General features: G+C 35.7%; 17 protein-coding genes. All 17 read right to left on the reverse strand.

Annotation, left to right across the window (positions count from 1 at the left end; genetic code table 11):
* The 17 genes from MKX83_RS18625 to MKX83_RS18705 all read right to left on the reverse strand — a co-directional run bounded on the left by MKX83_RS18625 (position 1) and on the right by MKX83_RS18705 (position 13,479).
* The gene (locus MKX83_RS18625) at positions 1–366 is read right to left on the reverse strand and encodes an HK97-gp10 family putative phage morphogenesis protein (RefSeq protein WP_341057011.1); all 366 of its coding nucleotides are present in this window, start codon (positions 364–366) and stop codon (positions 1–3) included.
* Complete coding sequence (locus tag MKX83_RS18630; RefSeq protein WP_341057013.1) at positions 356–691, reverse strand: hypothetical protein; 336 nt, start codon at positions 689–691, stop codon at positions 356–358. Before MKX83_RS18630 ends, MKX83_RS18625 begins: the two co-directional genes overlap by 11 nt.
* Positions 681–1,013 carry a hypothetical protein gene (locus tag MKX83_RS18635; protein WP_341057014.1) on the reverse strand — a complete coding sequence of 111 codons (333 nt, stop codon included), beginning with the start codon at positions 1,011–1,013 and terminating at the stop codon, positions 681–683. Before MKX83_RS18635 ends, MKX83_RS18630 begins: the two co-directional genes overlap by 11 nt.
* Positions 991–1,254 (reverse strand): head-tail connector protein, encoded by a 264-nt coding sequence (locus tag MKX83_RS18640; protein WP_341057016.1) that lies wholly within the window; start codon positions 1,252–1,254, stop codon positions 991–993. Before MKX83_RS18640 ends, MKX83_RS18635 begins: the two co-directional genes overlap by 23 nt.
* A complete protein-coding gene (locus MKX83_RS18645; protein WP_341057017.1) occupies positions 1,254–2,645 on the reverse strand; it encodes a phage major capsid protein in 1,392 nt (463 codons plus the stop codon). Before MKX83_RS18645 ends, MKX83_RS18640 begins: the two co-directional genes overlap by 1 nt.
* On the reverse strand, positions 2,635–3,213 hold the full coding sequence (locus MKX83_RS18650; RefSeq protein WP_341057019.1) for an HK97 family phage prohead protease: 579 nt from the start codon (positions 3,211–3,213) through the stop codon (positions 2,635–2,637). Before MKX83_RS18650 ends, MKX83_RS18645 begins: the two co-directional genes overlap by 11 nt.
* Positions 3,182–4,390 carry a phage portal protein gene (locus MKX83_RS18655; RefSeq protein WP_341057020.1) on the reverse strand — a complete coding sequence of 403 codons (1,209 nt, stop codon included), beginning with the start codon at positions 4,388–4,390 and terminating at the stop codon, positions 3,182–3,184. Before MKX83_RS18655 ends, MKX83_RS18650 begins: the two co-directional genes overlap by 32 nt.
* Before the next feature lie 11 nt (positions 4,391–4,401).
* Positions 4,402–6,126: a terminase large subunit gene (locus MKX83_RS18660; protein WP_341057023.1), complete on the reverse strand. Its 1,725-nt coding sequence runs from the start codon at positions 6,124–6,126 to the stop codon at positions 4,402–4,404.
* On the reverse strand, positions 6,123–6,656 hold the full coding sequence (locus tag MKX83_RS18665) for a phage terminase small subunit-related protein (RefSeq protein WP_341057026.1): 534 nt from the start codon (positions 6,654–6,656) through the stop codon (positions 6,123–6,125). The genes MKX83_RS18660 and MKX83_RS18665 overlap by 4 nt, the downstream gene beginning before the upstream one ends.
* Positions 6,657–7,010: 354 nt before the next feature.
* Positions 7,011–7,367, reverse strand: coding sequence for an HNH endonuclease (locus tag MKX83_RS18670; RefSeq protein WP_341057029.1), 357 nt, complete (start codon positions 7,365–7,367; stop codon positions 7,011–7,013).
* Complete coding sequence (locus MKX83_RS18675; RefSeq protein WP_341057032.1) at positions 7,351–7,647, reverse strand: hypothetical protein; 297 nt, start codon at positions 7,645–7,647, stop codon at positions 7,351–7,353. Before MKX83_RS18675 ends, MKX83_RS18670 begins: the two co-directional genes overlap by 17 nt.
* 62 nt (positions 7,648–7,709) lie before the next feature.
* Positions 7,710–8,210 carry a sigma-70 family RNA polymerase sigma factor gene (locus MKX83_RS18680; protein ID WP_341057033.1) on the reverse strand — a complete coding sequence of 167 codons (501 nt, stop codon included), beginning with the start codon at positions 8,208–8,210 and terminating at the stop codon, positions 7,710–7,712.
* A gap of 463 nt (positions 8,211–8,673) precedes the next feature.
* A complete protein-coding gene (locus MKX83_RS18685; protein ID WP_341057036.1) occupies positions 8,674–10,539 on the reverse strand; it encodes a DNA primase family protein in 1,866 nt (621 codons plus the stop codon).
* Positions 10,540–10,541: 2 nt separating this feature from the next.
* On the reverse strand, positions 10,542–12,227 hold the full coding sequence (locus MKX83_RS18690; protein ID WP_341057038.1) for a hypothetical protein: 1,686 nt from the start codon (positions 12,225–12,227) through the stop codon (positions 10,542–10,544).
* Positions 12,228–12,242: 15 nt separating this feature from the next.
* Entirely contained in the window at positions 12,243–12,437 is a 195-nt protein-coding gene (locus MKX83_RS18695; protein ID WP_341057042.1) for a hypothetical protein, read from the reverse strand.
* Between the two features lie 353 nt (positions 12,438–12,790).
* Positions 12,791–13,273 carry a DUF669 domain-containing protein gene (locus tag MKX83_RS18700; protein WP_341057044.1) on the reverse strand — a complete coding sequence of 161 codons (483 nt, stop codon included), beginning with the start codon at positions 13,271–13,273 and terminating at the stop codon, positions 12,791–12,793.
* Between the two features lie 2 nt (positions 13,274–13,275).
* A complete protein-coding gene (locus MKX83_RS18705; protein ID WP_340975560.1) occupies positions 13,276–13,479 on the reverse strand; it encodes a hypothetical protein in 204 nt (67 codons plus the stop codon).
* Between the last annotated feature and the right edge of the window lie 14 nt (positions 13,480–13,493).

Genomic DNA, 13,493 nt, shown 5'->3' on the forward strand with positions numbered 1-13,493 from the left:
CTAATCTATTAATTGTCCCATCATAATATCTTTAATTTTCTCAATCTCTTGATCTACTGTATTACGGACAAAGTGCTGCCCTTTTACACGACCTTTACCATTTGATTTGCGGTGACCATGTTCTACCATATACCAATAAAACTTATCGCTTTCAAACTGGACAGACACATGATCGTCTTTGATGACCACTTTTAAGCTATCTCTCAAGTGCTTAGTGTTTCTATCAGATTTTTTTATTTTACCTTCAAGCTTACGAACAAAATATTTTGCTGCTTTATCAAGATTCCTCTGGCTAACATTGGTATCCACACGAGCCAAGGTATTAATATCTTCTAAGGCTTGGGCAAAACCGTTGTTATTGTTCATTAGCGCACCTCACATTTGTAATAAATTGTGTGATGGTAGAATCATTCTCATCATATGGATATCCTTCAAACTGATCATAAGTAACACCATATTTATTGAACACCTCTTTTAACGGCTTACAAGCCGTTTCTGTGCCGTTTGTGATAATTGCTATCTGATACAAGGGCATATCTATTAAAACTCGATTTGAGGCACGTTTGTGCGTCTCATTAACAAATTCGTAAACAATATACGGATAAGTTGCATTGTTAGGCTCACTATCACGATAGACTGGCAAACCCGACTCTTTCATAATGGTTCGTAATTGTTGAAAATTAATCTGCATAAGATAAACTCAACTCCATAATGCGCTCTTCTTCACGGACATAAAGGCGCTCTATGTCATAGATACGCTCATTAATTTTGACTCGAAAATCATCCTGGTTGTTTTCTACAGCACGATCAAGACGAGTCTCTATTTTTTTCATAATCTCCTGTGAATCTTTAAAAGTAAATTTATCCGCTGCGGTAATGCCAAGGTTGTTATACTTTAGTACCCTTACTTTGACATATCCCGTCACTGGTCTATCTGTTTCAGGATCAATGTATTCCTCTAAACGCATAAGTTCAGCAGTCCACTTTAAATTATTCGTCTGTCTCTTCGGCATCATAAACCTCCTGGACAAAGAAAGGAGTCATGGCATCTAATGCTTCGTATAATTCCTTCTCAGATACACGATATTCATACATTATTCCAGCAATCATTATGATTAAATACTCGGTTTGCTTTCCTGTAGCATTTTTCACATATCGTTTTGCATTATCAATGTAAAAAGAGAGCATGGAATCATCCATACCCTCTTCCCAATGAATATGCGATTTTAATTTAGTGACAAGCTCGTCATTCATTAAGCACCACCAGCATTAGGGTCCGCTTGTCCAACTTCGTAACGATATACCGCAGGCTCGAATGGAGAATAAACAAGTTGGCCGTCTAATAGGTTGTAAATTTGGAAGCCTACTTTGTTTGTACCTGCATATTTCTCAATCAATTTTTGAAGCTCCATTGCACCAATAACATCTTGGATATGGAATGCTTTAAAATCACCAAAATAGAATACTGGTTTAGTTGGATCGGTTCCGTTAGCTGCATCAGTAAAATCTAGTTTATGGCCAAGTAGTTTGTAACCTACACCATCTGTCGCATCTTGATGCAATAGGGGACGACCCGTTGTATCGGTCATATCCTCTAAAATTGTTAATGCTGCACGATTGACAATCCACATTGATTTTTTAAGCACTTCCGTTACTGGTTGCCCTTTTAATTTTACAAGCTGAGAATATAGTGATTGAGAATAACCAGCAGCATTTACATCTACAGGTGTAGACTCATAATATTTCACTGCTTTTTTCGCAAGTGCACCAGGGTTTTCATTTCCTGAATCATCACCATTAAACATGTAATTTGTTTCTTTACGGACATAAGCTTTCTTTAATTCTTCGATTACAATATCTTCAACATTAACACCTGACATTTTAATTAATTTCTTTGTCACGGTTGCCAATGCATCGAACTCAGCTGGATCAAGCAAGATTTCATCGAATTCAATAGACGTTTCTGGAATCTCATTCCCGTTTCCACGCTCTTTCTTATTAACATTAGCGTCTGCCTTTTTAACAAGGACAGGATATTTCACATTCCCATTTGTTCTATGACGAGATCCATATTTACGAAGTAAGTTTTCTTCTTGGGCATAAGTAATGATTTCTGAAGCAATGACTTCTGGAATTGTTACGGAACCATTCCCAGCTTCTACGCCTAATGAGCGGGCTTCAGCTTCTGTAATTTTACCAACAACAAAATTAGCAAATGCTGAACGAACTTCTTTTTCCTTTGCTTTGGTTGATTTATGCCCACGTGTCGATAAGCCTTGACCGATCGCACTCATAATTCCATCACGTTGCTCGGCAGAAATGGAGGCACGTTCCTCACCTTGTCCTTGTTCCCCGCCACCACGTTCTTCTCCACCTTCATCACCTTCCCCTTGATCATCGTCACGGTTTTCACCATCACCCGAATCAGAGCCTTCGCCCTCTCCCTCTTCACCTTCTCCACCGTCACCTAACTCGGCTAATGAGTCGGCAATGTCCTGAGCAGCAGTCGCTAACTCTTGAACCTCTACTTGTACACTTTCTAAATCCTCAGCACGAACCTCATTTTTCTCTAACTTAGTTCGCAGCTCCGTTAAACGCTGCTTATTTCTTTTTTGCATTTCAAGTAATAGTTTTCTAGTTTTCATTCTCCAAAACTCCCTTAATTTGATTTAATAGTTTTATTCTTTTTTCAACAAATTCATCAATCTCTTTACTTCTAACAAGTGCGGCTTCAGTATTTTCATATGCTGGTATGCTCACTATACTAATTTCAAATAGCTCAGCTTCATTAACTGTCCTAAGTGCTGGTTCTATAGAGTAATCCCAACTTTCTTCAGTGGCATAAAATCCAAAAGAACATTGATTAATGTCACCTCTCTCCATACTCACAGCTAAATCTGTTGCATAAGTGGTATTAGGTAAATCAATCTCAAACTTTAAGCCACGTTCATCTTCAGATAAAATTAACGTGCCGCTTTTAGTACGACCAATTAACTTGTCAAAATTATGGTTAATTAGCGCCCTAATATCACCATTCTCAGAAAGTGTACGTGAGAAAGCGCCTGGGCTAATCATTTCGTCAAAGTATTCACCAATAGATGTTTTAGAATTAAATACAGCTGCATAACCGCTTACTCTTAGGGATTGGTTTTCACCATCACGCTTCTCAACGTTGGTGATGTCAAATGTCCTCGTTTCCTTTTTCTTTGTCATTTCCATCACCTCCCTTCAAGCTGTCAGCTGTGGCTTTTCCTAAATCCTCACTGGCAATTAAATCTTTAGAAATATAAAGCTTGCTAGATTCAGGTGTGTTCAACTTATCTTTACCTAATATGTCTCTAGCATCATCTGGTGAAGCTATCATTGTGCGAACTAAGTTATAAGCAATATTTGTCTTGGTGCTGTATGGAACAAAGTCCAAAATATTAATCTTAAATTTTATTTTTTTATTTGAATTTGAGCCAAAAAAAAGAAGAGTCAAATGCTCTTCAAATACTTTCATGATTGGCTTGGCCGCTTTGTTATGGAGATACATCATCGCCTTTTCTAAGTCCGCTTTGATTAGAGACGTGTATGTGTCCACGTTTATGCCCAAATACTTACCTAAATCCTTTTTATAGACATTTAGGTATGCCAATGTCTGCTCGTCATCTATGGCGCTTTTTAGCGTATCTATCTCGTACCCTTTCCCTAAAGGAATCATTTTTACTGATCTAGATTCATCTATTTGTTCTAATTGGTCCAAGATGGCTTTTATTAATTTTGATTGTGCGCCATTCTGCGGGTTAATATGAGCGTCTAATTTCAAAAGGAAGGCTAAGAGTCCACCTTTTTTATATTTGTCTGTAAGGACCTTTTCTGCGCTCATGACACCCTCAAGCGTATCCTTACCTAACTGCATCAAGCCAACACCTTGCAAATGATTAGTGCCGATATTTTTAATATGACGAATCATAAAACCTGGTATCTGCACACCATTAATGGAAAATTGCTCGATTAGTCTATTATCTAGTTCAGTATGAACACTGGACGCCAGGTGTAACTTGTCACCGTCAAGCACAGGGAAAACTTCTCCTTGTAATAAATAAGTATTAGTCATGAGTTTAATAAACTCTGAACCAGTTAAATAATTGTTAGGGTTTTTCAAAACATTAAGAGCAGAATCATTTTTAATCTCATTGCCATTGTCATCCTCAACAACGATCTCGGCCAACATTAACTGATTACTTATATCTTGCAGCAGCTCATAAACATCAGACGACTCGAGAATATTATCATCATTAACGTATCTACCACCGTAACGAATAGTATTAGAGAATATATCCTCTGCCCATCCTCGCTTTTCAATTTGCTTGTAAATAAAATTAGATGCCCAATTACGTAATCCCAATTAATCACCCCCTATCTATAAATTGATGCTAAGTAATCATCCATTTCTTCAGGCTCTACTAAAGGCTCCATCATGTTCATAGTTTCTTTATGAGCAATTAAAAAAGCGACAAACCCATCAATATGTTCGGGGCTTTTTCGCTTTGAAGGTACTTTCAAATTATTCATATTGGTTACTATCTTGGCATTCGATGCGCAAAATAAAAATAAAGGGTTATCTGTAAACACCCTTTCTTGTAATAGCAATGTTTCAAAATCATCAAATGGTTCATTCATTACAGTTGGAATTTGTGGTACTTCAATGCAATCAATACCTAACATACGCCATCGCTCAACTAATTTTTCAGCAAGGGCAGGATCATAATTAATCTGACGTAAATCATAATTATCAAACACCCATTGAACATACTCATCCACCATATCTTCATCAATCGTTTTGCCAGGACATAGTGTGACAAATCCCCTATTAGCTAATTCACGATATGGGACATTTCGTTGCTGCTCTTTCTCTTCAATACCAAACTCAGGGATGAAATACATTTGTTTAAATTTTAATACTGGTTTTCCTTCCTCATCATAAGTTGGAAAATTAATATCTACGCATGTTAAATCGGTTCGCCTAGATAAATCAATACCCACCACACAAGTAAGTCCTTCCAATTCTCCTAAATCATCCACTTCTACTTTTTCCAATTGGTCCAGTTCAAAATAAGTTTCTGCATAATTGACGAAAACATTTAAATGCTTGGAAAGAAACTCGGCACGATTAAAGCTATTGTTTTGTGCTTCTTTAAAGGCATTCTCCAAGAATTCCATATTTACAGAAACACCAATGTTAGGGTTAACCATCATCCATACTTTGCGATCTTCCCAATCGTACCCTTTGTTTGGTTCATATATCATAACAAACCATGAATCATCGTTATTTTTCTTCAATACTTCCTTACCGTATGCATGAATTTGCGAACCAAGTGAACCCGTTTGTTTACCAGCTGTAGATGTAATAATATTTAGTGGTTCTTCTTGTGCAATTTGAGCAGAACGCAAGTTATCATATTGCTCACGGTCCATTTGAGCGTGGACCTCATCGAAATAGTTAATGTACGGGTTTTTACCCTCATTTCCAGCATTATCTTTCGAAAGTACTTTTAATGTATTTGCATATTTAATACCATCTTCCACAAAAGAATATTTGATTGACCTTATCGTATCTTCTTTTCCTTTATAAATTCGTGTTCCTGGTCTTAAATCTGGACTATTTTCAATTGTAAGTCCAATTGGAATGGCTGCATTTTGACATTGTTCAAATGTATTTGCTGAAATGTAAATATCGGCACCTTTAACACCTTCACCATACATGCCATAAATAACAGGGGAACCCCCCATAATTGTTTTTCCGTTTTTCTTCGGTACTTGGAGGTAAGCTGTTCTAATTACTCTTACCGCATTTCCATCTTTGTTGTATTTTTGCCATCCATAAATGTTAGCAAAAAAGAACTTTTGCCAGGATTCCAATAATAAAGGCTGTCCAGCCCATTTTCCCTTGGCATGCTTTAGAAATGTTTCTGTAAAATAAAGCATGTCATTGGCTTTGTCATTATCAAACCAAATATCCTTCCTCTTTTTCCATTTCTTATATCTTTTAATGGCTAGTTTAAGAGACTTCGGATATTTATTAGGATCCGCATCAAACTCTTTAACAAATTCATCTGCATAATTCACACTGAAATCTATCATTGGCCGCGCATCCTTCGTTGTCTAAACTGAATTAATTTATTGTTTTCTTCCTGTTCTTCTTTTTCTTTAGGTTCTTCGCTCTCTTTTGCAAGGAGAACGCCATTTTTCTTAATTAATTCCTTGTTCTTACCATCCAAACCAAGTTGCCCAAGAAGCTTCGCTAATTCTTTACGCAATTTCTCTGTTCTTTCTTCCTGGTATTCTTCGTATGCATCCAAATAAAGCTCAATCAATAATTCCAAAGCAGGGGAATAGGTGCCAGCTTCAACTAATGCATTGACAACTTGTTCACGTATAACGGAACGGCTAGAACTTTCTTTTGCTTTTGTCGTACTACGTTTCTTCTTTTTTGTAGTACTACGAACAACACCGCCTATTTTTTCATTCCATTTATCACGGCTCTTCCAGGCGGAAATAGTCTTTTCCAAAACATCTAATTGTTTCGCTATTTCACGATTGGTAATGTTTCCAGCGTTTTTGTTAAATAATTCAAATGCTTTATCTCTGTTAGGATCTCTTTTCCTCGGCAACCCATTCCCCCCTCTCTTTGCAGTAATAAAAATTTTTAAAAAATCAATTTGAGGTGCACGCTTGCCCCCACTCTACCTATCCTCCCAAATTGGGCCATTTTTCTTTTTTGGTGGGGGGGCTAATTAGCAGCTACTTCTTGCGACAAACATTGTCGGCTTTCTATCGAGCACCTGGCTTTTCAATATAATTGATTTAGGTATAGCGTAATTAAATTTAGGTAACTCAGTGTATTCAACCTTATTGCATAGTCTGTCCCATCTTGTTTGGAAAGATTGAACCAACTCTATTAACCTCTGCTTAATAGCTTCAAAGCATTGTACTATTATTAATCTCAATTGTTAACATCCCTTTCATCACAGCTTCCACTCAAACTTATTCTTCTTTCCATCCAATTCATTCTCTATAATCATGTGGCACTTCGGACAAAGGAGCATGAGATTGTCATCAGCTAACTTTAATGATGGATTAACTTTAATTGGTACAATATGATGAACATGAGCCTGTCTACCGAACACAAACTTACCGCACTCTTGGCAGCAACCTTTCTCTCTCTGGTATACTTCAGAACGTTTGAACTTCCATTCATCAGTAGCATAAAATGATTTGTTGTGTGAATAGACAACCTTCTTCTTTTTCCTGCGCTTGTGTGCTTCACAATATCTACCTGATGAAACGTATGTCCTACACCCTTGCTCACTGCAATACTTCATTGATCGCCTTTAGAATATCCTCATGCTTCTTTGCGTCAGCTGGTATTTCGATATTGTTATCAGCTGCATATTTCTTTAGTTGCTTTACGTTCATAGACTCTAAGGATGGAGGAACAGTTAAATCCTTTTCTTTCGCCAGGTCAACACCTACGATCATACTTTTAGGATTCTCTGTAACTTCAAAACTTGGTTTAACTCCTACTGGAACAAATACAATCTTCTTCTCCTTAGTATCCCAGTACTCATTACCTTGTGCGGTCTTTCTCATGAATACGTGCATATTAGTCATCTCCTTTAAAATAACCCTTCTATATATACATCATTTGTATGACAAAAAAGAGCCTATTCACATAAGGCTCTTAGGAATAGACTCTCATTCTTTCTTTGCTCTATTTTCATTTCTGCTCGTTTTAAGTGTGTTTGAATTGTACTTTTCTTTATACCGAGTAAGTCAGCAGCATAATCAAACGTGATACCCTCCACTTTAATTAATAAGAAAATCTCTTTCTCTCTATCACTCAATGTACATAAAGCATCTTCAACTATTTCTTTTTCATATTGAGTGAAGTTCTTTTCAATTGGTCCTTGCTGATTTATAGGAAGGACATCTAATAAAGATGGATCTGTAAGGTACACACCATTCTTATCAATGCCACGCCTTGCATCTGGATTATGTCCTCTTCTTAACCACTCTATAGTAAAAACTAAGTCTGAAATAATACTAGAAAGTACTTTTTCATCTTCTTCATCTTTTAATGATTTATGATTTACATGCTTTATTTTCCGTCTCATTGTCCTGGCAAGGCGTAATGATCTCTTATATTCAGCAATTAACACCCTCATTTACACATGCACCTGCCTTTTACTGGTTAACATTAACAGAACGTAACGCATTTTAAAATGTTCTGTTACGCACTTCACACCTTGATACTACTGCATTTCCTATACCGTTATAGGGTATTATGTAACGCATTTACCCCCTTATTTTCTTTATATATTTTTATATTTTATTTATATATATTTATATATAAGAAAGTGATTTCATCTGTTACATCTGTTACGCACCGATTCAACCTTGATATATCAACGTTTTAAGCGTAACTACTTTCTGTAACGCATAACGCATTTAGGTATATTTTTAATAGAAATGGTCAAAAATCAGCCTAATTTTAGCTATTTTCGTGACCGTTTTTGTCTACTCCATTTTGACCACCCATTGATATGACTAGGTTTAAAAAATATAAATGACTAAAAACGGTCACTGATTTATTTATTTTTGTGACTTTTTATTGGAGGAGCGCAAAAATTAATCTTTCAAAACGAATAATCTCTTGTTTTTACCGTCAATTCTTTGCACCTTCGTATCATATCCAAATATGTGCTTAACCATCTTACTGAAGCTGATATTGCTAACAGCTTGAAAGCCATTTTCGGAACAATAAACTTTATACTGCATGTATACATCTCCAACTACACTACGCTCTAATTCGATATCTTCATTGTTAATGAATGAAAGAATAGGGTTGTTTTCTTCCTGGTATTTCTCCATTTCCGATTCAACCAGTTTAGATTTAGTAAACTTATTGTTCTTCAATAATCGTTTTAATGCATGGAGAGCGATATTTAAAATGTATTGCATCGATTCTTCAGATAAAAGCTTGTCTGTAATGAATGGATCGTAATCCTCATCATCAGGTGAAAATTTCGCTTTAAATGGTACGATTTGCAATCGCCTACCTAACCCATCACTATAATCATTAATCCTGGGCATTTCATTGGCCGAGAAAATTAACTTTGCATAATTGGTGAAGTCAAAGGGATCCTTACCCTTTCTTTCAACGTTCAATGTCTCACCTGTAGAAAGTTTTTTGAAAACGGATGATTCTTTGATATACCCTTTAGAAATATCATCACCAATGTTTACTAGCTTTCCAAACAATTCAGCTGTTTTAAATCGTTGGTCTAACTCCTTTAAATCTAAAGATGCGGTATTCTCAGGACCAACTAACTTACGGATAATTTTAAGATAAGATGATTTACCATTAGACCCATCACCAGTGAGAATAAATGTGGCAGCAAATTCATTTCTTCTAAATAAAATGTAACCCAATATTTCTTCCAAAATGGCACGGATATTCTTATCATTAACGGCCATCTTATTTAATGTGTTATCCGTCACATCATAATGAGCATCTTTCACATAAGCAACTGGCACTTTATTACGAGTGATGATATTTGGATCAAAGTCCTGTAGCTGCCATTTCTCTAAATTGAAAATACCGTTTTTCACTGGTACATATTTTGTAGAAGCAAAGGTTTTAATTGGCGCTTTCAACTGTAAATATGCTAATGTCTCCTGACGTTGCATTCTCTTTAATGATGGGATATGACCAATCATTGCACTTTCTATATCATCTTGCTTATCTGAATAAACACCATCCTGGTATATATGCAGCAAGTTAGCAATCTTACATATGTGATGCTCGTTAATTAAGAAATTGCCAAACTTCTCATGCTGGAAAGCATTCTTAACAAAAAATGATTCCTTCAAAAATGCTTCATCACGCAAGATAATATTTAATTCACTCTTATCGACGGGATCATCCAGGATATATGAATTAATGATTGATATAGTTTCTTTAATGTCATTCTTAGCCATACCTTGTGACTGCATTTTTAATATATAGGTGAAAAGCTTATCATTGCGCCCATCACCTTCAGATAATTTATTTAAGTTGGGATTCTTTTTATTGTATGGATATAACCATGCTGGCAGTGGTTCATGTTCATTTACCTTGCGGATCCACTTCCGAGTTACACCATCTATTTTTAGAGGATCTCCAGTATTTCTAATGCCTAATTTGTAATCACAAAGAATACCTATATTTGAATACCATTTAATCTTGTTGGCAGTTATGTCATATCCTTTAAAATAGAAATGCATACCGTTATTTGTTTCAAGAACTGAACATTTTATATCTTTATCTTCCACGATATCGAAAAGCGTTTCTGCTTCATCCATATCATCTACATCAACCATTATGAACTCATCATCTAAAATCCCTACAAACGAATCTTCTTTTCTTGCTGTATGATAAGAAAGTAATTTACCACCATCTTTGAAGGAGGTTGCCGCATGCTTACCGTTCCCTTTTAAGTATCCTTTGTACATATTCACTCACCTCCAAGAAAAGCATTTATCCTATCTATTGCTAAATCAAGATACCACCAATAATCTAACTTACCTGGCACTTCCATTTTTGTTATGTCTCCATTCTCTATAAAACAACGTTCGGGTACATAAGGGATTTTTTCAGAGGAACCATTCTTAACTTTCGTCAAGTTATGGTCATTTTTATCAACTGAAGCAAATACACGAAAAACACGCTCGTTCATTCTCTTTCTGCCATATCTGGCATAATCATATTTGCTACTCACCTTTACTATCTTTTGAAATTTAATCAGGTCCTTACAATTGAAAATGGTTTCTTCTGGTTCAATATTTTTCACAAAAAAGTTGGTTATTGCTTCGTTAACAATAGGCAAATCATTGTCTAAGTTATTAAGCTTTTTTACATAGGACCCTTTGGATTTATAGTTCCCCTCGGCATCAACGAGAATATAATTGTTAACGTCCTTTTGAATGACCTTTGAAAATTCCTCAAACTCTAATTCCATATGCGTGCGCTGCTCCCATTCATAGCAGATATCATCAATCAATTCGTAATCGTCATAACTACGCAACTTAACGAGAACACCATCCGTATTAGATTGAATAATGTCACAGTGTGGCTCTAACTTCTCAATCAAATCTAACAACAAAGTCATGCCACCTATACAAACATTGTTTGCCATTAACGGATCATAAAGGCCATTATATTGGTCTTTCATCGCACCGTATGTACCATTAATTACGATTTTTAATGGTGCCTGACGCTTATCTTTCACGGCTTTGTATTTAAGTCGTGTGTCACGGATTTCTCTGAACTTATCAGGATTTTTCACATTGCGGCTTAAATATCCGTATTCAATCATTAATGCAGGGTAATAACTGGCTACATCAATATTAAGAAAGCAACCTGTCCCATAATAATTACTCCTAGCCCCATGTAAACCACCCCATGCAAAGATGTGATGAACACCAGCAATTTCTGTTTCAAATACCTTTTTATAATCTTTGTTTTCCATATAGAAATTCAGTACTTCTTTATATTTATCAATTCGTAAGGTGTGGGGAAAAGAGAAATCAAACTCATCATTTCGTGGCACCTTCGGTTGTTTAGCATCCAGGATAAAAGCAGATAACTGCGCCTTCGTTTTAGATATATTCTTTAATGGTAAATTGAACATTTTCAGTAGTTCAATTTGGGATTCAAACTCCGTTATTGTCTCCATAAAAATATGCATGGTTTCATGTACATCGTGTCGACAATACTTTATAACTTCGTCAATTTCTGAACTTGTCAATTCTCTTTCAATAGTAAAGTCAACTGATGACTCACGAATATCATGACCTTGGAAGCCCTCCAGCTGCTTTAATGAACGGAATTTATTTGTCATTACATCAAAGTTAAAAAGCTGTATTTTCCAAAAGTCTTTGTAAAATTTCCAACCAGGCTCTTTTTTCACAATAATCCATTCATTAACTTCTTGAGGTGTAAAACCACATATGATTGCTTTTAAAATGTACTGATCATAATGACGGGAATTATAACCCACCCATATGTCAGTCTTATGCTCATTGTAAAAATCAATTAAGGCTTGTTCATTATTAACAATGACTTCTTCCGAGTGATCTTCAGTGTTGGTTATAACAACAAGCCAATCATATTTAAATACCTCAAAGTCATAAAAGAGCATGTGCTCACTCCTTTATTAAAAGTTCCTTTTATAGTTTAAAAACTTCAATAAATCCTCTTGGGTTTTAGATGTTGGTATTACAATAGATGCGGATTTTTTAACTAATAAATCAATAACTTCTAGCTTTTCTTCGTCCATTCCAACCAAATGAACTTTCCCGTCAATTGACAATAACAAGTTTAATTGTGCATTTTTAATATCAATATCCATTTAATTTGCTCCTTCTTAATAATTCAAAAGTTAATCAAAACGTCCACTCATTTTTCCGAAAATCACATAACTTATAGAGATTACAATGGATTAGCCAAATGTATCTCCTGGAAGAGCCACCGCATGGGCTCTTCTTTTATTTTTCCATTTAACTATCTCCCCTTAATTTTCATCACAAATTCTTCTTTTAAAGTGAACTGACAACCACACGTACACTTAAATTTAATAGGTGCTTTCGCCCCTCTACTCCTTGTTGTTGAATAGAGAGTAAATTTACATTTTGGACAATATGCCTTGTACATCATTTCCATCACCCCATAATAAAAGGGAAGGATTACCCTCCCCTTATTCAATTATTCAACTTCAAATACTTCTAAAATCTCGAATGTGTCAAAGCCACCTTTGTTTGTTCCCTTTTCAAGCAGATATTCAAATTGCCCGTCAATATCCTCATGAATATCTAGAACTAAATCTGCGTAATCTTTGAAGCCTGTGAACTTAACGTCATCTTTCTCACAATCCCATAGGGCACGAAGCATTTCGTTATTCTGATGCACCTGAAGACCAAATGCTTTATCATTCTGTGGCTGCATTACTTTGTTATAGAAAATACGTTGATTCTCGTAATCCCCTTCAATGATTTTGAACCAAATTGTTAGCATCGGATCTCCCTTTGATGATTCCTTTAACTCCAACTTCTCCACTTCAACCTCATATTGTCCATCTGGTACAGAATCAAAATCTCCACCACCATTTTCTTCCACTTCTTTTACATCTTCAGCGAGTGCATCTAAATCTACTTGTTTATCAAATTTATCCCAATTGAATGCTGTCATTATTATTCAACCTCCATTAAGCCTTTTGGCGTATTAAATGTGAATTGCAAATCAACGATGAAGTACTCACCATATTTATTGTGCTTCTCGCTGATCTTCCATGATGTTAAATGCTTATCTTCTTTTGCTTCCTCCACAATTACCTCTGCTTCTTTACGAGTTGTAGCAAAATGCTGCTCCTTAGTATTCAAATCATATTTAGCCATTTCCATTACCTCCA

The sequence above is a fragment of the Cytobacillus sp. FSL M8-0252 genome (assembly GCF_038007345.1).
Taxonomy (GTDB): Bacteria; Bacillota; Bacilli; order Bacillales; family Cytobacillaceae; genus Cytobacillus; species Cytobacillus kochii.